Below are 20,855 nucleotides of genomic sequence, written 5' to 3'. Positions count from 1 at the left end.
TTTTCGTGAGCGAGCAGTCCCGGCGGCCGCACAAGCCCGCCAAGCCCTACCGCCGTCCCCAGAAGGACCCCGTCCGCATCCTCGCCTTCGACGCGCTGCGTGCGGTCGACGAGCGGGACGCGTACGCCAACCTGGTGCTGCCGCCGCTGCTGCGCAAGGCGCGGGAGAACGGCGACTTCGACGCGCGGGACGCCGCCCTCGCCACCGAGCTGGTGTACGGCACCCTGCGCCGGCAGGGCACGTACGACGCCGTCATCGCGGCGTGCATCGACCGGCCGTTGCGCGAGGTCGACCCGCCGGTGCTCGACGTGCTGAACCTGGGCGCGCACCAGCTGCTCGGCACCCGCATCCCGACGCACGCCGCGGTGTCGGCCTCGGTCGAGCTGGCGCGCGTCGTGCTCGGTGACGGGCGGGCCAAGTTCGTCAACGCCGTGCTGCGCAAGGTGGCGCAGCACGACCTCGACGGGTGGCTGGAGAAGGTCGCGCCGCCCTACGACCAGGACCCCGAGGACCACCTCGCCGTCGTGCACTCGCACCCCCGGTGGGTCGTTTCCGCGCTGTGGGACTCCCTCGGCGGCGGGCGCGCCGGTATCGAGGACCTGCTGGAGGCCGACAACGAGCGGCCCGAGGTCACCCTGGTCGCGCGGCCGGGCCGGGCCACCACCGAGGAACTGCTGCGCGAGGAGGCCGCCGTGCCGGGGCGCTGGTCCCCGTACGCCGTGCGGCTCTCCGAGGGCGGTGAGCCGGGTGCCGTCGAGGCGGTGCACGAGGGGCGGGCCGGTGTGCAGGACGAGGGCAGCCAGCTGGTCGCCCTCGCGCTCGCGAACGCGCCGCTCGACGGCCCCGACGAGAAGTGGCTCGACGGGTGCGCCGGCCCCGGCGGCAAGGCCGCGCTGCTCGCCGCCCTCGCCGCCGAGCGCGGGGCCACGCTGCTGGCCTCCGAGAAGCAGCCGCACCGGGCGGGCCTCGTGGCGAAGGCGCTGGCGGGCAACCCGGGGCCGTACCAGGTCATCGCGGCCGACGGGACCAGGCCGCCGTGGCGGCCCGGCACCTTCGACCGGGTGCTGATGGACGTGCCCTGCACCGGACTCGGCGCGCTGCGCCGGCGTCCCGAGGCGCGGTGGCGGCGGCGCCCCGAGGACCTGGAAAACTTCGCCCCGCTCCAGCGCGCCCTGCTGCGCACCGCCCTGGACTCGGTGCGGGTCGGCGGTGTCGTCGGCTACGCCACCTGCTCGCCGCACCTCGCCGAGACCCGCGCGGTCGTCTCCGACCTGCTCAAGGAGTTCCCGGACGCCGAACTCATCGACGCCCGGCCCCTGCTGCCCGGCGTGCCCGAGCTCGGCGAGGGCCCTGACGTGCAGCTGTGGCCGCATGTGCACGGCACCGACGCGATGTACCTGGCGCTCATCCGCCGGACCGGCTGACGGAGGCGACGGACAGAGGCGGCAGCCGGGCATCGGGCGGGCATCGGGCGGGCATCGAGCGGGCAGGACGGGCCGTCGGAAGCGACATCCGGCGGCAGCGGTGCCGGCGGCACCCGGGCGAGACCGGTGCGCGATCGCCGTGCGCCGCGCCCGGCTCGTGAAGCTCCGGATCTCCGGGAACTTCTTGTCCACAGGGTTCGGCATACCGTCGTATAAGTAGGACGAACGGTCCCGCCTGTGGACCGGCGCGAACATCCGTGCCCCGGGCATGGCAGGCTTGGGGCATGGCCGTGCAGATCAACCCCAGCATTCTGTCCGCAGACTTCGCTCGCCTCGCGGACGAGGCGAAGGCGGTCGAGGGCGCCGACTGGCTCCACGTCGACGTCATGGACAACCACTTCGTCCCGAACCTCACGCTCGGTACGCCCGTCGTGGAGTCCCTGGCCCGTGCCACGGACATCCCGCTGGACTGCCATCTGATGATCGAGGACCCCGATCGCTGGGCGCCGCAGTACGTGGAGGCGGGTGCCCAGTCCATCACCTTCCACGTGGAGGCGGCGGCGGCGCCCATCAGGCTCGCCCGGGAGATCCGCGCCAAGGGTGCCCGCGCCGCCATGGCGCTCAAGCCCGCCACGCCGATCGAGGCGTACGAGGAGATCCTGCCGGAACTCGACATGCTGCTGATCATGACGGTCGAGCCGGGCTTCGGCGGGCAGTCGTTCCTCGACGTCATGCTGCCGAAGGTCCGCCGCACCCGTGAGCTGATCGACAAGCACGGTCTTCAGCTGTGGCTGCAGGTGGACGGCGGTGTCTCGGCGTCCACCATCGAGCGGTGCGCGGAGGCGGGAGCGGACGTGTTCGTCGCCGGTTCGGCGGTGTACGGCGCCGAGGACCCGGCCCAGGCGGTGCGGGCGCTGCGCGCTCAGGCGGAAGCCGCCACCGCCCAGGCGTCCTGGGCATGCGGCCACTGAGCCAAGGCTGCGTGAACGGTTAAGTGAACGCCGCCCATGAGGGCGGATCAGTCGCGCCGGATCTGCAAGGATGAACGGCGAATCCAGAGTGTGAACAGCAGTGAGGAGATCGCCGTGTCGGGTATGTCGGCGGGCCGGTCAGCCATGCGGATGGGACCCGCTGAGCTGGTCCAGGCGGCGGCCATGGCCCGCCGCTTCTACCTCGAGGGCAAGTCCAAGATCCAGATCGCGGAGGAGTTCGGCGTCAGCCGCTTCAAGGTGGCCCGGGTCCTGGAGACAGCCCTCGAACGGGATCTCGTACGTATCGAGATCCGCGTCCCGGCCGAGCTGGACGCCGAGCGCTCAGACGCGCTCCGCGCCCGCTACGGCCTGCGGCACGCCGTCGTGGTCGAGTCCCCGGCCGAGGCCGAGGAGACCCCGGATCCGGAGAATCTCGGCGAGGTCGCGGCCGACCTGCTCGGGGAACTCGTCGACGAGGGCGACGTGCTGGGGCTGGCCTGGGGCCGGTCGACCATCCACATGGCCGCGGCGCTCGACCGGCTGCCGCCGTGCACGGTGGTACAGCTGACGGGCGTGTACGACGCGGGGACGTCCGAGCGCGGCTCGGTCGAGGCAGTACGCCGTGCCGCCCAGGTGTCGGGCGGCGACGCGCACCCCATCTACGCGCCGATGCTGCTGCCGGACGCCGCCACCGCGGCGGCCCTGCGCAACCAGACCGGGATCGCCCGGGCCTTCGAGTACTTCGACAAGGTCACGGTCGCCTGCGTCTCCATCGGCTCCTGGGAGCCGGGCATCTCGACGGTGCACGACATGCTCAGCGACGAGGAGCGAGCGCACTACGCCTCGCTCGGTGTCGCCGCCGAGATGGCCGCGCACCTCTTCGACGCCGACGGGCGCCGGATCGGCCGGGACCTGGGGGAGCGGTGCATCACGGTCAAGGCCGACCAGCTGCGCCGCATCCCGGAGGTCGTGGCCATCGCGGGCGGGCAGCGCAAGGCGCCCGCGATCGACGCGGTGCTGCGTTCGGGCCTGGTCACCAGCCTGGTCACGGACACCTCGGCCGCGGACTACCTGCTGACGGCGGGGCCGACGCCGAAGCCCGCGCTCAGCCGCGCGGACCCCGACGGCTCCTGACCCGGCGGGTCGTGGCGACGTCGTAACGGGACGGCCGTGGCAGCATCGACGGCATGTTGCTGCGGTTCGTCCCCCACGCGTACCCGAGGCGTGGCCCCGGTGCGCCGGTGCGGTGCCTTCCCCGCGTACTCGCGGGGGTGTTCCTCGCCCTCGCCGTCCTGCTGACCGGGTGCTCGGGCAAGAGCGCGAGCACCGGTCCACCGACGGCCTCGGGCGCCTCCAGCGCGGCCGCCTCCCCGACGGTCTCCCGGACCTTCTCCCCGGCCGCCTCCACCCCGGCGTGGGCCCGGGGCATGGCCACCGTCCCGGCCTCCCGCCTCCCGGCCGAGGCCCGGCAGACCCTGGCCCTGATCGACAAGGGCGGACCCTTCCCGTACGCCAGGGACGGCGTCGTCTTCGGGAACTTCGAACGGCTGCTGCCGGGACAGGCACGCGGCTACTACCACGAGTACACGGTCACGACCCCGGGATCCCGTGACCGCGGGGCGCGGCGGATCGTCACCGGACAGCGCGGCGAGATCTACTACACCGATGACCACTACAGCTCGTTCCGGGCGGTGCTGAGATGAGCGAAGACCTGACCGGCCGGGTCACCGTCACCCTCGACCTCGACGGGGTCACGGACAAGGCCGGGCTGATGGACCGCACGGCGACGGCCCTGGCGCTGCCCGACTGGTTCGGCCGCAACTGGGACGCGCTCGTCGACTCCCTCTCCGACCACACCCTGTGGCCCGAGGGGGCCGTGGAACGCGGGCTGCTGATCGTCGTACGGGACTGGCGGCCGTTCGCGGAATCGGACCCGGACCAGTGGCGCACCGCCCAGGACGTGTTCGCCGAGGCCGTGGACCGCACTCCCGCACTCGCCGTCGTCCTCGCGCTTGGAGGATCGTCCCAGCCCCGATCCGGGCACGCTGGACGTTCTGTGGGGGCATGACCCGAGCCCTGCCATGGGAGAATGAAGTACGTGCTCTTTTCCCCCTGGCGCACCCGTCGGGGGGTCACCTCTGATCGACTGGGATGTGCGGCACGTGCGTTTCCTCAATGACATCCAGCCCGCGTACGACCTGACGTACGACGACGTGTTCATGGTGCCGAGCCGCTCCGCGGTGGGCTCGCGTCAGGGCGTGGACCTCGGCTCGCCGGACGGCACGGGCACCACCATTCCGCTCGTCGTCGCCAACATGACCGCGATCGCCGGCCGCCGGATGGCCGAGACGGTCGCCCGGCGCGGCGGCCTGGTGGTCATCCCGCAGGACATCCCGATCGACGTGATCACCGACGTCATCTCCTGGGTGAAGAGCCGCCACCTGGTGCTGGACACCCCGATCGTGCTGGCCCCGCACCAGACCGTCGCCGACGCCCTGGCCCTGCTGCCCAAGCGGGCGCACAACGCCGGTGTGGTCGTCGACGAGAAGCAGCGGCCCGTCGGTGTCGTCACCGACCAGGACCTGACCGGCGTCGACCGCTTCACCCAGCTCGAAGTGGTCATGTCCAAGGACCTGCTGCTGCTCGACGCGGACATCGACCCGCGCGAGGCCTTCCACACCCTCGACGCGCACAACCGCCGCTACGCCCCGGCCATCGACAAGGACGGCCGGCTCGCCGGCATCCTCACCCGCACGGGCGCCCTGCGCGCCACGCTGTACAGCCCTGCCGTCGACGAGCGGGGCCGGCTGCGCGTCGCCGCGGCCGTCGGCATCAACGGCGACGTGGCGGGCAAGGCCAAGCTGCTGCTCGACGCGGGTGTGGACACGCTCGTCATCGACACCGCGCACGGCCACCAGGAATCGATGATCAACGCGGTCAGGCTGGTCCGCGGTCTCGACCCGCAGGTGCCGATCGTCGCCGGCAACATCGTCTCCGCCGAGGGCGTCAAGGACCTGATCGACGCGGGCGCGGACATCATCAAGGTCGGCGTCGGCCCCGGCGCCATGTGCACCACCCGCATGATGACCGGCGTGGGCCGGCCGCAGTTCTCCGCCGTCCTGGAGTGCGCCGCCGAGGCGAAGAAGTACGGCAAGCACGTGTGGGCCGACGGCGGTGTCCGCCACCCGCGCGACGTGGCGATGGCTCTCGCCGCCGGCGCGTCCAACGTGATGGTCGGTTCCTGGTTCGCGGGCACCTACGAGTCCCCGGGCGACCTCCAGCAGGACGCGAACGGCCGCCTGTACAAGGAGTCGTTCGGCATGGCCTCCGCGCGCGCGGTGCGCAACCGCACCTCCGAGGAGTCGTCCTACGACCGTGCCCGCAAGGCGCTGTTCGAGGAGGGCATCTCCACGTCCCGCATGTTCCTCGACCCGGCCCGCCCGGGCGTCGAGGACCTGATCGACTCGATCATCGCGGGCGTCCGCTCCTCCTGCACCTACGCCGGCGCCGCCTCCCTGGAGGAGTTCGCCGAGAAGGCCATCGTCGGTATCCAGAGCGCGGCCGGCTACGCCGAGGGCAAGCCGCTGCACGCCAGCTGGAGCTGACCCGCGTCCCGTCCGCACGGCCCTCGTCGCCCCGCCCGGGGCGACGAGGGCCGTGCGGCGTTCCCGGGGTCCACGGGTGTCCACGGGTGTCCGCGCGTGGTCACCGGCGGGCCCGCCGCCGTGATGTCCGGATGCCGGCCGGGCTCGTGTTCTACTCGTACACGGCCGACGTCGTCCCCCTCGCGTGACCACCGGGGCGCCTCGACGGTCGTGCAGCAAGTGACCGATCCGAAGAAGTGAACCACCCCTGTGCTGAACGATCTCGACGAACGCATCGTGCACGCCCTCGCCGAGGACGCCCGCCGCTCCTACGCGGACATCGGGCAGCTTGTCGGACTGTCCGCGCCCGCCGTCAAGCGGCGGGTGGACCGGCTGCGCGCGACCGGAGCCATCACCGGATTCACGGTCCGGGTGGACCCGGCGGCGCTCGGCTGGGAGACCGAGGGGTACATCGAGATCTTCTGCCGCAGCAACACCTCGCCCGAGACCATCCAGCGGGGCCTGGAGCGCTACCAGGAGGTCGTGGCCGCGTCCACCGTCACCGGCGACGCGGACGCCATCGCCCAGGTCTTCGCCTCCGACATGCGCCACTTCGAACGGGTGCTGGAGCGGATCGCCGGCGAGCCGTTCGTGGAGCGCACCAAGTCGGTGCTGGTGCTGTCGCCCCTGCTGCGGCGCTTCTCGGCGGGGGCACCGGGCTGAGCGGCGGTGACGCCGGGCCGAGTGGCGGGGCGCGGGACCGAGCGGCGGGGACACCGGGCCGAGCGTGCGCCGCGCCACGGAAACGGCGCGGGTTACCGGCGGTCACCAATTGCATACGAGATGACGATCCCGTAGGTTGTGCGGCACTCTACTGACTGGTAACCCCGGCAGGTAATCCATGCGCTGGCCCGTCGGCCGTCCCACCACCGTCCGCGCGCGGATCGTGGCCCTCGCCCTCGCCCCCGCGGTCGCGTTGATGGCCCTGTGGAGCTTCGCCATGGTGTCCGTCACCTCGGAACTGCGCGCCCTGATCCGGCTCCAAGGGGTGTACGAGGACTTCGGCACCCCCGTGGACACCGCGATCGGGCAGATCCAGATCGAACGCCGACTGTCCGCCGCCTACCTCGGCGCCGGGCTCGACACCGCCAGGGCGAGCGACCTGCTCGGACAGCAACGCCGCACCGACCGGGCCGTGGAGGACATGCGGCGGGCGATCCGGGACGGCGACCGGGACCGGCTCACCAACCGGCAGCGGCACGTCCTGGACACCGCGGTCGCCGCCACCGGGAAGCTGGAGAAGCTGCGCCAGGACGTACTGTCCCGGCGCGTCACCTGGGACCGGGCCGTCGCCGGGTACAGCGCGCTGGTCGAACCCGGCTTCGACGTCCAGTCCGCGCTCACCGCGCTCCAGGCCGGGCAGCTCGCCCGGGAGGCGCAGGTCGTCGTCGAACTGGTCCGGGTACGGGAGTTCGTGTCCCGGGAGGACGCCCTGGTCGCCGGGGCACGCGCCGCCGGCACGCTCACCGACCGGCAGTACGACGCCCTGACCGCGGCCATCGAGGACCGGCGCGTCTTCGAGCGGACGTACGTGCCGGACCTGCCCGCCGACTCGCGGCACCTGTTCGAGGGCTTCCAGCGCGGCGACCTGCACCGCTCGCTCGAACGGGGCGAGGACGCGCTGCTGCGGGCCGGCCCAGCCGCGGCCGGGGAGGCCGTCTCGGCGGACACCTGGCGGTCGGTCACCGACCGCGCCGTCACGCGCTATATGCGGCTGTGCACCCGCGCCGCCGAGAACTCCGCCGTGCGCGGCCGCGCCTTCGCCTACGGTGAGCTGACCAAGGCCGCCGTCGTCGGCGCCGCCGGGCTCGCCGCCGTGGTCCTGTCGCTGTGGTTCTCGGTACGCGGCGCCCGACGCGTCTCGCGCCGTCTGGAGGCCCTGCGCGACGCCGCCGACCTGCTCAGCAGCCGTCAACTGCCCGATGTGATGCGCCGATTGAGTGCCGGGGAACAGGTCGACGCCATTGCCGAGGCGCCGCCGCTCGCCGCCGACGACGTCCGCGACGACGAGATCGGGCAGGTCGGCCGCTCCTTCAACACCGCGCGGCTCGCCGCCGTCGAGGCCGCCGTCAGGCAGGCCACCCTGCGCCGCGGCCTGTTCGCGGTGCTGCTCAACATCGCGCGCCGCAACCAGGCGCTCGTACACCGGCAGTTGAAGCTCGTCGACACCCTGGAACGGCGTACCGAGGACCCGGACGTGCTCCAGCAGCTCTTCCGCGTCGACCACCTCACCACCCGCATGCGCCGGCACGCCGAGAGCCTGATCATCCTCTCCGGCGCGACGCCCGGCCGACGCTGGCGGGGTCCGGTGCCCGTCGCGGACGTCGTCGCCTCGGCGGTGAGCGAGATCGAGGACTACGCGCGTGTCGAGGTGCCGCCGATGCCGGAGATCGGAGTCGCGGCGGACGCCGTCGCCGACGTCGTCCACCTCGTCGCCGAACTCCTGGAGAACGCCACGGTGTTCTCGCCGCCGCACACCCAGGTCACCTTCCGCACCGGCCGCGTCGGCAGCGGTTTCGTCCTGGAGATCGACGACCGGGGTCTCGGCCTCGACGCCGACCAGCGCGCTGAGGCCCAGCGCACCCTCACCGACCCCGACGCCTTCGACCCCACCCGCCACGACCGGCTCGGCCTGTACGTCGTCGGCCGCCTCGCCGCCCGGCACGGCATCGAGGTACGCCTCGCGGACTCACCGTACGGCGGTACGACCGCTGTCGTCCTCCTGCCGGACGGGGTGCTGGCGCAGGTGGAACCGGTGGGTGCGGCGGCCGGCCGGACCGGGAGGCGCGAGCGACGGGGGCGCCGGTCCGCCGAGACCGGGCCGGGAAGGCCACCGGCGGTGCGCCCGGCCGAACCGGCCGAGGTCGCCGGGCCTTCGGCGCCGACCGGGCAGGAGGAACCCATCGCGCCTTCGGTGCCCACCGAGCGCGAGGTGCCCGCCAGGCGTGAGGTGCCCGCCAGGCGTGAGGTGCCCGCCAGGCGTGAGACGCCGACCGGGCAGCAGGCGCCTACCGGGCACGCGGCGCCGACCGGGCGCGAGGTGGCGGAGCTGCCCGCCAGGCGGCGGCCGGCGCCGGTGTCCGGGCCCGGCGGGGGAGCCGAGTCCCCGCGTCACGACAGCCCGGAGCCGGAGGCTCCCGCGCTGCCCACCCGCACCCGCCAGGCCTCCCTCGCCCGCGAGCTGCGCGCTGATCCGCCGCCCCGCGACACGGCTCCCGAGCGCGAGGTCGGCGCCGAGGAGATGCGGGCGATCTTCGGCTCCTTCCAGCGCGGCCTCGACCGCGGCCGCAAGGGCCTGCCCGCGCTCACGGAGGACTCCCGCGGCGACGGCGGCCACCCGCCCACGGGCCGACCGTCCACCGGCCACCCGTCCACCGGGCACCCGTCCGTGCCCCCCGAAGCCGACCGCCCGACCGCCAACGAAGGGACGCACACCGACGATGTACGGTGACGATCAGAACCCCGAGAACCCGGCCGTGCCCGCCGGGGCCCCCGGTACGGATCTCGGCTGGCTGCTCGACGATCTCGTGGCGCGGACCGACCACGTGCGGCAGGCGGTGCTGCTCACCGCCGACGGGCTTCCGCTGAGCTGCTCGGACGGCATGCGCCGGCGCGACATCGAGCACCTGGCCGCCGTCTGCTCGGGATTCCACGGTCTGGCCCGTTCGGCGGGGGAGCGCTTCGAGGCGGGACAGGTGCGGCAGACCATGGTCATGCTGGAGGACGCCTACCTCTTCATCACCCCGGCCGGCCAGGGCAGCCGCCTCGCCGTGCTGAGCGAGGCCAGGACGGATGTCGGGCAGCTCGCCCACGAGATGGCCCTGCTCGTCCGCCGCCTCGGCCGCCACCTGGACGCGGCCGCCCGCTCGACCCCCTGATCCCGGATGCCGCGGTGAGCGAAGAGCACTGGTACGAGGACGAGACCGGGTCGATGGTGCGTCCGTACACCGTGACCCGGGGCCGCACCCGGCCCTCGGACCGGCACGCCATCAACCTGATGTCCTGGGTCACCGCACTGGAGACGGATCCGGCCGGTACCGGCGTCGACCACGCCAAGGCGGCCCTGCTCGACCAGATCCGCCGCGGCCCGCGCCCGGTGGTCGAGCTGGCCGCAGGCGCCGACCTGCCGCTGACCGTCGTACGCGTGCTCCTCGACGACCTCGCCGAGGCCGGACTCGTCCGCATCCACGCGCCCCGCAGCCTTCCGGTCACCGGTCCGGCGGCCGACCCCGACCTGCTGCGGGAGATCGTGCACCGGCTGAAGCAGCTCTAGCCCGGCCTGCGCGGGCGGCTCCCCGGCCAGCGCCGGAGTTCCGGGTGACGTGCGCCGGTGCGGAGTCCGTCGCCCCGGGCGACCACCGTCCCCGGGAACCGTTTCCGCCGGCGCGCAACGAATCGCCGCCCGCGGCCCAGCCCACGCAACAAACCGCACACCCGCGCGCAACGGCTGCTTCTTGTCCGGCCCCGTACCCCGCCCGTACCGTCATACCGACCCCGAACCCCTCTTTTCCCTGGTGAGGATCCCGCATGCGCACAGCCCTGCTGCAGAGCTCCGGCCGCCCCGGCTTCGCCGTCGAGAACCTGAAGGTGCTCGACGAGGCCGCGGGCCGGGCCGCTGCCGCGGGCGCCGGGCTGCTGGTCGTACCGGAGATGTTCCTCACCGGGTACGCGATCGGCGACGCCGTCGCCCGCCTCGCCGAGCCCGCCGACGGCGAATCCGCGGACGCGGTGGCGGAGATCGCCACGCGGCACGGTCTGGCGATCGCGTACGGCTACCCGGAGCGCGACGGCGAGAGCGTCTTCAACTCCGCCCAGCTGATCTCCGCCGACGGCACCCGCCTCGCGAACTACCGCAAGACGCACCTCTTCGGCGGCTTCGAGCGCGACCACTTCACGCCGGGCGAGCGCGGGGTCGTCCAGGCCGAACTGAACGGCCTGACCGTGGGCCTGGTGATCTGCTACGACGTCGAGTTCCCGGAGATCGTCCGCGCCCACGCCCTGGCCGGCACGGACCTCCTCGTCGTGCCCACCGCGAACATGCACCCGTTCGAGTTCGTCGCCGAGTCGATGATCCCGGTGCGCGCGGTCGAGAACCAGATGTACGTGGCGTACGCCAACCGGGTCGGCCAGGAGGGGGAGTTCGAGTTCTTCGGACTGTCCACCCTGGCCGGGCCCGACGGGGTCGCCCGCGCCCGTGCCGGGCGCGCGGAGCAGCTGGTGTTCGCCGACGCCGACCCGGCCTTCCTGGCCGCGTCCCGCGAGGCCAACCCCTATCTGCGGGACCGCCGTCCAGGCCTGTACGGGTCCCTGGTCTGAATCCCCTGAGTCTTTCCCCGAGTTCTTTCGCGCAAGGAGTCCGTACCCCATGACGTCCACGGTGCCCAACGCCGTCGAGCACGCCGGTGAGCAGCAGCCGCCGATCACCATGTTCGGCCCGGACTTCCCCTACGCCTACGACGACTTCCTCGCCCACCCCGCGGGCCTGGGCCAGATACCGGCCACCGAGCACGGCACCGAGGTCGCGGTCATCGGCGGCGGTCTGTCCGGCATCGTGGCCGCGTACGAGCTGATGAAGATGGGCCTCAAGCCGGTCGTCTACGAGGCCGACCAGATCGGCGGCCGTCTGCGCACGGTCGGCTTCGAGGGCTGCGACGAGTCGCTGACCGCCGAGATGGGCGCGATGCGCTTCCCGCCCTCCTCCACCGCGCTCCAGCACTACATCGACATGGTCGGTCTGGAGACCAGGCCCTTCCCCAACCCCCTTGCCGAGACGACCCCTTCGACCGTCGTCGACCTCAAGGGCGAGTCGCACTACGCCGAGACGGTCGAGGATCTGCCCCAGGTCTACCGTGACGTCGCCGAGGCCTGGAACCGGTGCCTCGAAGAGGGCGCCGACTTCTCCGACATGAACCGCGCCATGCGTGAGCGCGATGTCCCGCGCATCCGCGAGATCTGGGCCAAGCTGGTCGAGAAGCTCGACGACCAGACCTTCTACGGCTTCCTCTGCGAGTCGGAGTCGTTCAAGTCCTTCCGGCACCGCGAGATCTTCGGCCAGGTCGGCTTCGGCACCGGCGGCTGGGACACCGACTTCCCCAACTCCATCCTGGAGATCCTGCGCGTCGTCTACACCGAGGCCGACGACCACCACCGCGGCATCGTCGGCGGCTCGCAGCAACTGCCGCTGCGCCTGTGGGAGCGCGAGCCGGAGAAGATCGTCCACTGGCCGTACGGCACCTCGCTGAGCTCCCTGCACGTGGCAGGCGAGCCCCGCCCGGCCGTGACCCGGCTGAACCGCACCGCAGGCAACCAGATCACCGTGACGGACGCGAACGGCGACATCCGTACGTACCAGGCGGCCATCTTCACCGCACAGTCCTGGATGCTGCTGTCCAAGGTCGCCTGCGACGACTCGCTCTTCCCCATCGACCACTGGACGGCGATGGAGCGCACCCACTACATGGAGAGTTCCAAGCTCTTCGTGCCGGTCGACCGGCCGTTCTGGCTGGACAAGGCCGTCGACGACAAGGGAGAGCCGACGGGCCGGGACGTCATGTCGATGACGCTCACCGACCGTATGACGCGCGGCACCTACCTGCTGGACGACGGTCCGGACAAGCCCGCCGTCATCTGCCTGTCCTACACCTGGTGCGACGACAGCCTGAAGTGGCTGCCTCTGTCGGCGAACGAGCGGCTGGAGGTCATGCTCAAGTCGCTCGGCGAGATCTACCCGAAGGTCGACATCAGGAAGCACATCATCGGCAACCCGGTGACCGTCTCCTGGGAGAACGAGCCCTACTTCATGGGCGCGTTCAAGGCCAACCTGCCCGGCCACTACCGCTACCAGCGCCGCCTGTTCACGCACTTCATGCAGGACCGGCTGCCCGAGGACAAGCGGGGCGTCTTCCTCGCCGGCGACGACATCTCCTGGACGGCCGGCTGGGCGGAGGGAGCGATCCAGACCGCGTTGAACGCGGTCTGGGGCGTCATGCACCACTTCGGCGGCGAGACCGACCGGACCAACCCGGGCCCGGGTGACGTCTACGACGAGATCGCCCCCGTCGAACTGCCCGAGGACTGACCGAACTGCCCGAGGACTGACCGGGCGGGCCGGGCCGGGCGCGGCGCGGGGCCGGTCGCGGCGCCGCGGTGGGGGCGGCGCCGCGGTGGGGGCCGGGCCGGTCAGATCCCGGCCGCCCGCGCCCTCTCGAACACCTCGGCGGCGACGTCCTTCAGCTCCTGGGCGTCCCGCGAGGTCGTCTGGAGATCGACGAGCATCTCGTCCAGTCCGAGCGCCGCGTGCTCCGCCAGGTCCTCCAGGATCTGCTCCATGTCCCCCTGGAAGGGCCGGCGGTCGGCGCCGTCGTACGGCTTCGCCCGCGGTTCGAGGTTCACCCGCAGGACCGTGCGGATGGGCTGCGTACGGCCCCGCTCCTCGGCCATCTCCCGCAGCCGGCCCCACTGGGCGGCGAGCCGCTCGGCTCCCATGCCTGCCGGGAGCCAGCCGTCGGCGTGGTCCACCAGCCTGCGCCAGGCCCTGCCGTTGCCCCCGGCCAGCAGGATCGGGATGGGCCGGGCGGGCTTCGGCCCGACCACGGCGGAGGCGATCTTGCTGATCGGGCCGTCGTGGACGACCGGATCGGGGCCCCACACCGCGCGGCACACCTCGATGGTCTCGTCCAGGACCGCGCCGCGCTCCTCGAACGGCCTGACCCCCGAGGCCGCGTACTCGTCCAGCGACCAGCCCGTGCCGAAGCCCGCGATCACCCGGCCGCCGCTCGCCGCGTCCAGCGTGGCCAGGGTCCTGGCGAGCTGGAACGGCAGGTGCAGCGGCGCCACCAGCACACTGGAGCCCAGCTCGGCCCGCTCGGTCGCCGCGGCGGCCAGGGTGAGTGTGACCAGCGGGTCCGCCACGTTCCGGTAGTGATCGGGCCAGGGAAGGCCCTCGACGCCGTACAGCCCCTGGGTCGCGGGCTCCGGGAACAGGGTCCGTTCGAAGACCCACAGGCTGTCGTAGCCGATTCGTTCGGCCGTGCGTGCCACGTCGGGCACGTCCTGGCCGGGGGAGTACTGGCGCATCTGGGGGAGACCGAGGCCGAGCCGGATCGTCATACCGCTGCTCCTTCGCGATCGGTGGTCGCAGGTTCAACGCGGGACGGTCGTACGGCAGTTCCCCGTACGGCGGTTCCCCTTACGGCGCGCGATCGGCGACGGGTCGGTCGCCGAGCGGGGTGAGCAGCATCCGGCCCGCGAAGCCGACCGCCGCGTCCAGGCGCTCGGTGAACTCCTCGGCGACGTCCTCGCAGTGGCGCAGGGCCCACAGGGCGCGGGCCGTCGCCCAGGTGGCGTCCCGGGCCCGCTCCAGACTCCAGGATCCCAGCAGATGGGTCAGCGGGTCGGCGAGCTGGAGCAGGTCGGGGCCCGGCATCAGATCCTCGCGGACCTGTTCCTCCAGCGCGACGAGGAGGTCGCCCACGCGGTCGAACTCGTCCTCCAGGTCCGCCGGTTCGCAGCCGAGGGAGCGGCAGGCGTCCACCACGGCGAGCGCCAGGTCGTGCCCGACGTGCGCGTTGATGCCCGCCAGGGCGAACTGCAGCGGACGCACACCGGGATGGCGGCGGAGCTGGAACAGGGGCCGCCAGCAGGCGGGCGGCCGGCGGTCCCGCGCGGCCGTGTCGACCGCGGCCAGGTACCGCTCGGCGAACCGTACGTCGAGCGTTGCCGCCGCCCTCGGATCCGGGAACTCCCCGGAGTCCAGGCGCCGGTCGACCTCCCCGGTGACGGTGAGATAGACGCGGTTGAAGACGGCGACCCCGTCCCGCTCGGGCAGCTCCGCGTCGAGCGCGCGCATACGGGACAGGACCGCGTCGACGGGCGTGGTGAAGTGTTCCAACTGCGCCATGGGGGAAGGGTCCCAGCCCCGGGCCCGCCCGCGCGCCGACCGGCCCGCCGCTTCGCCGGAACGGGGGAACGGGGGCCGGAGGAAAAGGGGGACGGGGAGAACTCCGGGGCGGCGCGGAAGGGCGCGGACCGGCGTGGATCGGCGTGGATCGGCGCGGATCTCCGGCGGTCGGTAGCGCGCCGCCGGGGACGCGTACGCGTACGCCTCCCCGGCGGCCTCACCCGTGACCGGGCGGCCGTGCCGCTACGGCTGGGTGTGCGGGTCCGTGCCGTCCGCCGAGTCGTCGTACGACGACGTGCCCTCGTCCAGCAGGGGCTCCTGGCCCTTGAGATGGGCCGGGGCGAAGGCGCGCAGCGCGTGGTAGCCGGTGATGACGACCAGGGTGCCCAGCGCGATGCCGCTGAGGGAGAAGTTGTCGGAGAACTTCATGGTGACGTTGCCGACGCCGATGATGATGCCCGCGGCGGCCGGCACCAGGTTCAGCGGGTTGCGCAGGTCCACCTTGCCGTGCAGCCAGATCTGGGCGCCGAGCAGGCCGATCATGCCGTACAGGATGACCGTGATGCCGCCGAGGACACCGCCGGGGATCGCGGCGACGATCGCGCCGAACTTCGGGCAGACGCCGAAGAGGAGCGCGAAGCAGGCGGCGGCCCAGTAGGCGGCCGTGGAGTAGACGCGGGTCGCGGCCATCACGCCGATGTTCTCGGAGTAGGTGGTGTTCGGCGGTCCGCCCACCGCGGTCGACAGCATGGAGGCGACGCCGTCCGCCGAGATCGCCGTACCGAGCTTGTCGTCCAGCGGGTCGCCGGTCATCTCGCCGACCGCCTTGACGTGGCCCGCGTTCTCCGCGACCAGGGCGATCACGACCGGCAGCGCGACCAGGATCGCCGACCAGTGGAAGGCCGGACCGTGGAAGTGGGGCAGCCCGATCCAGTCGGCCTTGCCCACGCCGGAGAGGTTCAGCCGCCAGTGGTCGGTGACCTTGCCGCTGCCGTCGTTCGAGTGGATCTTGCCGAAGACCCGGTCGAAGAGCCACGAGATGCCGTACCCGAACAGCAGGCCCAGGAAGATCGCGATGCGCGACCAGAAACCGCGCAGACAGACGACGGCCAGACCGGTGAAGAGCATGACCAGCAGCGACGTCCACTGGTCCTGCGGCCAGTACGTGGAGGCGGTCACCGGGGCCAGGTTGAAGCCGATCAGCATCACGACGGCGCCGGTGACGATCGGCGGCATCGCGGCATGGATGATCCGCGCGCCGAAGCGCTGCACCGCGAGCCCGACCAGGAACAGCACGAAACCGACGACGAAGATGGCGCCGGTCACGGTCGCGCTGGTGCCGCCCTGCGCGCGGATCACGGCGGCGACGCCCACGAAGGACAGGGAGCAGCCCAGGTAGCTGGGCACCCGGCCGCGGGTGGCGAGCAGGAAGATGACGGTCGCCACGCCCGACATCATGATGGCCAGGTTGGGGTCCAGGCCCATGAGCACGGGGGCGACGAAGGAGGCACCGAACATCGCCACGACGTGCTGGGCGCCCAGGCCCACCGTGCGCGGCCAGGTGAGCCTCTCGTCGGGGCGTACCACCGCTCCGGGTGCGGGAGACTTCCCGTCACCGTGCAGCTTCCAGCGCACGCCGAGGTCCATGGTGGGGTTTCGCTTTCTCTGTACATGAAGACGGTCTGCACCATTGTCAGGGGTACCAGGCGGCACTTCGTCCGCGCGGTCCCCCTGGTGAGCCGGATTCACCTGGCGCTACGCCGTCCCGCGCCCGTCCTGTCGCCGTCCCGCGCCCGCCCCGTTGGCCGTCCTGTCGCCGCCCCGCGCCGTGGTGCGGCGCCTTCAGGGCCGCGGGTCGGGCACTGCCGCGGCCTGCCGCTCGACCTCGGCCCGGTCCCCGCCCCCGGCGGTGCGCAGCACGCCCGCGAACGCGGCGAGCCCGCAGGTCAGAGCGGTCACCACGCAGAACGAGACCGTCAGGCTGGTCGCCTGCGCCACCCCGCCGATCAGGCTGGGCGCGATCAGCCCCGAGGTGTACGTGATGGTGGCCACACCCGCGATGGCGAGGCTGGGGTTCGGCCCGGCGTGCCCGGCCGCCGCGAAGCACAGCGGTACGACCACGGCGATGCCGAGTCCCATCAGCGCGAAGCCGGTCATCGCCACCGCCGGATGCCCCGCGACGACGATCAGCACGCCGCCCAGCCCGGCCAGCACGCCTCCGGCCCGTACGGTGCGCACCGCGCCGAAGCGGTTCACCACCGCGTCCCCGGCGATCCGGGCCACCGCCATGGTCAGCATGAACCCGGTCGTGGAGGCCGCCGCCAGCCCGGCCGAGGTGTCCAGCCGGTCCCGCAGGAACACCGCCGACCAGTCCAGGCTCGCCCCTTCCGCGAACACCGCGCAGAAGCCGACCGCGCCGATCAGCAGCGCCGAGCGCGGCGGCAGCGCGAACCGCGGGGGCGGCTCCTCGTCCTCGGCCGGCTGCACGTCGAGCACCCAGGAGCAGGCCACCACACCGAGGACGGTGAGTACGGCGGCGGCGAGCGCGAAGTGCACGCGCGCGTCCGCACCGAGATGGGCGGCGAGCGTGCCGCCGGCCGCGCCGAGCAGCGCGCCCGTGCTCCACATGCCGTGCAGCCCCGACATGATCGACCTGCCCAGCCGCTTCTCGATCTCGACGCCGAGCGCGTTCATGGCGACGTCCGCCATGCCGGAGGCCGCGCCGTACGCGAACATCGCCAGGCACAGCGTGTACAGGTTCGGCGCCAGCGACGGCAGGACCAGGGACAGCGTCCACAGGGCGAGCAGCCCGCGCAGCGCCTTACGGCTGCCGTAGCGGTGACTGATCCGGCCCGCCAGCGGCATCGCGCAGGATGCGCCGAACGCGGTGAACGCCAGCGCGAACCCCAGCTGACCCGCGCTCAGCGAGGCGTGCTCCCGGACCCACGGCACGCGGGTCGCGAAGGAGCCGGTCACGGCGCCGTGCACGGCGAACACGGCCGCCACGGCGTACCGGGCGCGCCTCACCTCGTTCCACGTGCGGCCCACGTCACCCATGTTCCGGTCCCTTCCCGGGAGTTGCCCGCCTTGCCCGCGTCGTACCGGCCGTAAATTATCAGGAACCCTGCCTGATAGACAGAGGGCCGTACGCCCGCCTCCTGCTGGGAGAATCCCCGTCATGCCCGCATCACCGAGCACCGCCCGGGCCATCAACGACCGGCTCGCCCTGCGACTGCTGCAGCAGGAAGGCCCGCTGACGGCAGGACGGCTGAAGCAACTGACCGGACTGTCCCGGCCGACCGTCGCCGACCTCGTCGAACGGCTCACCGCCTCCGGCCTGATCACCGTGGTCGGGGAGTCCGGCGAGCAGCGCCGCGGCCCGAACGCCCGGCTCTACGGCATCGTGGCCGACCGGGCCCGCCTGGCCGCGCTCGACGTACGCACCGAGAGCGTCTTCGTGCTGGTGTCGGACCTGGTCGGGCGGGTGCTCGCCGAGGCGTCCGTGCCCATCGGCGACGACCTCGGGACCGAGCCGGCCGTGGAACAGGCGGTCGCGGCGGTGGAGCGGGCGGTGAAGGAGGCCGGCGCGACGGGGGCGCCGCCGCGCGAGGACGTCCGGGGGTGGGGAAGCCTGCACACCGTCGGCATCGGTGCGCCCGGCCTCGTCGACCCGGCCACCGGAGACCTCCGCGACTCCAGCGGCCTGCCCGCCTGGCACCGCCGCCTGGCCGCCGCCCTCCAGGAGCGGCTGCCGCAGGCCCGGGTCACCGTGGAGAACGAGACCAACCTCGCCGCTCTGGCCGAACAGCGCGAGGGTGCCGCCCGTGACCGCGACACCTTCGTCCTCCTCTGGCTGGGCCACGGCGTCGGCGCCGCCGTCGTCCTCGACGGCCGCCTGCGCCGCGGCGCCTCCGGCGGCACCGGCGAGATCGGCTTCCTGCCGGTACCGGGGACGACGTCCCTGCCCTCCGCCACGGACTGCGACGGAGGCTTCCACTCGCTGGCCGGGGCGGCCGCGATCGGGGCCCTCGCCGAGGGGTGCGGACTGCCGGTGGCGGGGCTGATGGACGGGCCCGGCGCGGCGGGCGTGGTGACCGCGGCGGTCCGGGCGGTGAGGGAGGAGGCGACCGGGGAGGCCATACGGGCCGGGCACGCTGGGGAGAGTGGGCAGGCCGCGGGGCCGGCAGGGCCGGCGGGGTCCGCGGCGGACGCGGCGAGGCCACCGGCGCAGGTGGAGGCGGAGGCGCAGGCGGCGACGCAGGCGGTGGCCACCGGCACCACCGCCGCCGCCCGCTTCCTGGGCGCCCTCGCCGACCGGATCGCCGTAGGGGCCGCCTCCGTCACCGCCATCCTCGACCCTGGCTGTGTGGTGCTGGGCGGGGAGATCGGGCAGGCCGGGGGAGTGGTGCTGGCGGGGCTCGTCGAGGAGCGGCTGCGCCGGATGTCGCCGCTGGTCACCGAGGTGCGGGGGAGCACGCTCGGCGGCGCCGCGGTCCTGCGCGGCGCCCTGCTGACGGCCCGCGACCGGGCGCAGGACGAGTTGTTCGCACCGGCAGCACGCTAGGTTCCACCGTCCGATGCAAGGCGTACTCTCCGCGCCCCGCACGGCACAGCGAATCACCCGCGCTCGGACCGCACCCCGCACGGAACCGGCGGTCAGCCCCCGAACCGCCGTCCCAAGTACTCCTCGAACGTCCCCTTCCCCACCGCCCGCTCGGGCGTCAGGTGGCCGCCCGCCCGGAAGGCGCGGTAGGTCTTTCCGAACAGGGGGACGTTCACGACGGGCCGGTGCCGTCCTGTCGCCCGGACGTACGCCCGGGCCAGGGAGTCGAGGGACCGGACCTCGGGGCCGCCCATGTCCGGCACCCGGCCCGCCGGTGCCGCGAGGGCGTACTCGGCCAGGCGGTCCGCGACTTCGGCCACCTCCACCGGCTGGTCGCGGACCCCGGCGGGAACCGCCAGGACGGGCGGCTTGGCCAGGCCCGCGAACAAGGTGAACAGCAGGTCGTGGAACTGGGTCGTCCGGAGCACGGTCCAGCCGAGCCCGGACTCCTCGATCCGCCGTTCCACCGCGAGCTTGGACCGGTAGTAGCCGAACGGCACCCGGTCGACACCGACGATGGAGATGTACACGAGGTGGCCCACCCCGGCCCGCCGTGCCGCGTCGACGAGATGCTCGGCCGCTTGCTCGTCGCCGCCGCGCGGGCTGCTCGCGCAGTGCACGACCGTCTCCACGCCCGCGAGTGCCTTGTCCAGGGCGGGTCCGCCCTCGCGCAGGTCGACGGCGTGGGGGTGTGCGTGCCGGCTGAGCACCCGCACCTCGTGGCCGGCCGCTGCCAGCCGCTCCGTGACGAGCCGTCCGAGCGTGCCGGTCCCGCCGGTCACCAGGATCGTGGTCATGCTGCGTTCCGTCCCTCCGGACCCGGGCGCCCCCGGTCGGAGTGCCCTTCACCGCTGAGACCGTGCGAGCCCCCGGAAATGTGACATGCCGCGGGCGGCCGCCGTGGACCTGGCGGCCCGGCGGCGGGCAAGGGCCGTCGTCACCGCCACCGGGCCCGTCCGCACCCTAAAGGACTAGACCAGTATGGTCAATTAGTACGGACCAAAATCAACACCCGTCCCCAGTAGGGGAGTTGACCGGCATGACTGCGCAGCGCAAGTCCTGGGGTGCGGAGTGTGAGGCAATCCACACGGTTCACCTGTATGGCCGAGGGGTGGGCGTGGCAGACTGACCACGTACCAGAAGCAGCGCACTCCGGGGTCGGTGAAAGTCCGAACCGGCGGTTACAGTCCGCGACCCGGTCGCTTCCAGCGGCCGGTTGACCAGGTGAAATTCCTGGACCGACGGTTAAAGTCCGGATGGGAGGCAGTGCGCGGCGGGCGGGCACGCCTGTGTGCGCGCCGCCGATTCCGGTCA

18 protein-coding genes and 1 riboswitch are annotated in these 20,855 nt (G+C 72.9%); of the genes, 13 read left to right on the top strand and 5 right to left on the bottom strand.

Annotated features, from left to right (window positions below; all coding sequences use genetic code 11):
* Window positions 1-5: 5 nt before the first annotated feature.
* From OIB37_RS07150 to OIB37_RS07095, 12 genes are all read left to right on the top strand, one after another.
* Window positions 6-1,424 carry an RsmB/NOP family class I SAM-dependent RNA methyltransferase gene (locus OIB37_RS07150; protein WP_330456680.1) on the top strand — a complete coding sequence of 473 codons (1,419 nt, stop codon included), beginning with the start codon at window positions 6-8 and terminating at the stop codon, window positions 1,422-1,424.
* A 284-nt stretch (window positions 1,425-1,708) separates the two neighbouring features.
* Complete coding sequence (gene rpe, locus OIB37_RS07145; protein WP_330456679.1) at window positions 1,709-2,395, top strand: ribulose-phosphate 3-epimerase; 687 nt, start codon at window positions 1,709-1,711, stop codon at window positions 2,393-2,395.
* Window positions 2,396-2,485: 90 nt separating this feature from the next.
* A complete protein-coding gene (locus tag OIB37_RS07140) occupies window positions 2,486-3,529 on the top strand; it encodes a sugar-binding transcriptional regulator (RefSeq protein ID WP_330456678.1) in 1,044 nt (347 codons plus the stop codon).
* Between the two features lie 53 nt (window positions 3,530-3,582).
* Window positions 3,583-4,098 carry a ribonuclease domain-containing protein gene (locus OIB37_RS07135; RefSeq protein ID WP_330456677.1) on the top strand — a complete coding sequence of 172 codons (516 nt, stop codon included), beginning with the start codon at window positions 3,583-3,585 and terminating at the stop codon, window positions 4,096-4,098.
* Window positions 4,095-4,463, top strand: coding sequence for a barstar family protein (locus tag OIB37_RS07130; RefSeq protein ID WP_330456676.1), 369 nt, complete (start codon window positions 4,095-4,097; stop codon window positions 4,461-4,463). The genes OIB37_RS07135 and OIB37_RS07130 overlap by 4 nt, the downstream gene beginning before the upstream one ends.
* 94 nt (window positions 4,464-4,557) lie before the next feature.
* Window positions 4,558-6,000 (top strand): GuaB1 family IMP dehydrogenase-related protein, encoded by a 1,443-nt coding sequence (locus OIB37_RS07125; RefSeq protein WP_330456675.1) that lies wholly within the window; start codon window positions 4,558-4,560, stop codon window positions 5,998-6,000.
* A gap of 249 nt (window positions 6,001-6,249) precedes the next feature.
* Window positions 6,250-6,702, top strand: a complete 453-nt coding sequence (locus tag OIB37_RS07120; RefSeq protein ID WP_330456674.1) for an Lrp/AsnC family transcriptional regulator — start codon at window positions 6,250-6,252, stop codon at window positions 6,700-6,702.
* Between the two features lie 178 nt (window positions 6,703-6,880).
* Complete coding sequence (locus OIB37_RS07115; RefSeq protein ID WP_330456673.1) at window positions 6,881-9,490, top strand: sensor histidine kinase; 2,610 nt, start codon at window positions 6,881-6,883, stop codon at window positions 9,488-9,490.
* Entirely contained in the window at window positions 9,480-9,917 is a 438-nt protein-coding gene (locus OIB37_RS07110) for a roadblock/LC7 domain-containing protein (protein ID WP_330456672.1), read from the top strand. Before OIB37_RS07115 ends, OIB37_RS07110 begins: the two co-directional genes overlap by 11 nt.
* A 14-nt stretch (window positions 9,918-9,931) precedes the next feature.
* Window positions 9,932-10,312 carry a DUF742 domain-containing protein gene (locus OIB37_RS07105; RefSeq protein WP_330456671.1) on the top strand — a complete coding sequence of 127 codons (381 nt, stop codon included), beginning with the start codon at window positions 9,932-9,934 and terminating at the stop codon, window positions 10,310-10,312.
* Window positions 10,313-10,566: 254 nt separating this feature from the next.
* The gene (locus tag OIB37_RS07100; RefSeq protein ID WP_330456670.1) at window positions 10,567-11,355 is read left to right on the top strand and encodes a carbon-nitrogen hydrolase family protein; all 789 of its coding nucleotides are present in this window, start codon (window positions 10,567-10,569) and stop codon (window positions 11,353-11,355) included.
* 49 nt (window positions 11,356-11,404) lie between these two features.
* Entirely contained in the window at window positions 11,405-13,117 is a 1,713-nt protein-coding gene (locus OIB37_RS07095) for a flavin monoamine oxidase family protein (RefSeq protein WP_330456669.1), read from the top strand.
* 101 nt (window positions 13,118-13,218) lie between these two features.
* Here the strand turns inward: OIB37_RS07095 and OIB37_RS07090 are convergent, their stop codons facing one another.
* From OIB37_RS07090 to OIB37_RS07075, 4 genes are all read right to left on the bottom strand, one after another.
* Entirely contained in the window at window positions 13,219-14,148 is a 930-nt protein-coding gene (locus OIB37_RS07090; RefSeq protein ID WP_330456668.1) for an LLM class F420-dependent oxidoreductase, read from the bottom strand.
* 79 nt (window positions 14,149-14,227) lie between these two features.
* Window positions 14,228-14,938, bottom strand: coding sequence for a DUF5995 family protein (locus OIB37_RS07085; protein WP_330456667.1), 711 nt, complete (start codon window positions 14,936-14,938; stop codon window positions 14,228-14,230).
* A 243-nt stretch (window positions 14,939-15,181) separates the two neighbouring features.
* Window positions 15,182-16,585, bottom strand: a complete 1,404-nt coding sequence (locus OIB37_RS07080; RefSeq protein ID WP_330456666.1) for a uracil-xanthine permease family protein — start codon at window positions 16,583-16,585, stop codon at window positions 15,182-15,184.
* A gap of 195 nt (window positions 16,586-16,780) precedes the next feature.
* A complete protein-coding gene (locus OIB37_RS07075; RefSeq protein WP_330456665.1) occupies window positions 16,781-17,995 on the bottom strand; it encodes an MFS transporter in 1,215 nt (404 codons plus the stop codon).
* 121 nt (window positions 17,996-18,116) lie between these two features.
* On the opposite strand from OIB37_RS07075, the gene OIB37_RS07070 reads away from it, so the two are divergent.
* Complete coding sequence (locus OIB37_RS07070; protein WP_330456664.1) at window positions 18,117-19,502, top strand: ROK family transcriptional regulator; 1,386 nt, start codon at window positions 18,117-18,119, stop codon at window positions 19,500-19,502.
* A gap of 92 nt (window positions 19,503-19,594) precedes the next feature.
* Here the strand turns inward: OIB37_RS07070 and OIB37_RS07065 are convergent, their stop codons facing one another.
* Window positions 19,595-20,338 carry an SDR family oxidoreductase gene (locus OIB37_RS07065; RefSeq protein ID WP_330456663.1) on the bottom strand — a complete coding sequence of 248 codons (744 nt, stop codon included), beginning with the start codon at window positions 20,336-20,338 and terminating at the stop codon, window positions 19,595-19,597.
* Window positions 20,339-20,684: 346 nt separating this feature from the next.
* A riboswitch (FMN riboswitch) is annotated at window positions 20,685-20,815 on the top strand.
* Window positions 20,816-20,855: the final 40 nt, after the last annotated feature.

This window comes from Streptomyces sp. NBC_00820 (assembly GCF_036347055.1).
GTDB lineage: Bacteria > Actinomycetota > Actinomycetes > Streptomycetales > Streptomycetaceae > Streptomyces.
Note: the sequence above shows the minus strand (reverse complement) of the source record. Positions and strands in the feature narration are given on the sequence as shown.

Excerpts from the sequence above, each read along its gene's own strand:
- rpe (WP_330456679.1), top strand. The coding sequence starts at position 1,709 with ATGGCCGTGCAGATCAACCCCAGCATTCTGTCCGCAGACTTCGCTCGC.
- OIB37_RS07135 (WP_330456677.1), top strand. The coding sequence starts at position 3,583 with ATGTTGCTGCGGTTCGTCCCCCACGCGTACCCGAGGCGTGGCCCCGGT.
- OIB37_RS07130 (WP_330456676.1), top strand. The coding sequence starts at position 4,095 with ATGAGCGAAGACCTGACCGGCCGGGTCACCGTCACCCTCGACCTCGAC.
- OIB37_RS07115 (WP_330456673.1), top strand. The coding sequence starts at position 6,881 with ATGCGCTGGCCCGTCGGCCGTCCCACCACCGTCCGCGCGCGGATCGTG.
- OIB37_RS07110 (WP_330456672.1), top strand. The coding sequence starts at position 9,480 with ATGTACGGTGACGATCAGAACCCCGAGAACCCGGCCGTGCCCGCCGGG.
- OIB37_RS07100 (WP_330456670.1), top strand. The coding sequence starts at position 10,567 with ATGCGCACAGCCCTGCTGCAGAGCTCCGGCCGCCCCGGCTTCGCCGTC.
- OIB37_RS07095 (WP_330456669.1), top strand. The coding sequence starts at position 11,405 with ATGACGTCCACGGTGCCCAACGCCGTCGAGCACGCCGGTGAGCAGCAG.
- OIB37_RS07090 (WP_330456668.1), bottom strand. The coding sequence starts at position 14,148 with ATGACGATCCGGCTCGGCCTCGGTCTCCCCCAGATGCGCCAGTACTCC.
- OIB37_RS07085 (WP_330456667.1), bottom strand. The coding sequence starts at position 14,938 with ATGGCGCAGTTGGAACACTTCACCACGCCCGTCGACGCGGTCCTGTCC.
- OIB37_RS07080 (WP_330456666.1), bottom strand. The coding sequence starts at position 16,585 with ATGGACCTCGGCGTGCGCTGGAAGCTGCACGGTGACGGGAAGTCTCCC.
- OIB37_RS07075 (WP_330456665.1), bottom strand. The coding sequence starts at position 17,995 with ATGGGTGACGTGGGCCGCACGTGGAACGAGGTGAGGCGCGCCCGGTAC.
- OIB37_RS07070 (WP_330456664.1), top strand. The coding sequence starts at position 18,117 with ATGCCCGCATCACCGAGCACCGCCCGGGCCATCAACGACCGGCTCGCC.
- OIB37_RS07065 (WP_330456663.1), bottom strand. The coding sequence starts at position 20,338 with ATGACCACGATCCTGGTGACCGGCGGGACCGGCACGCTCGGACGGCTC.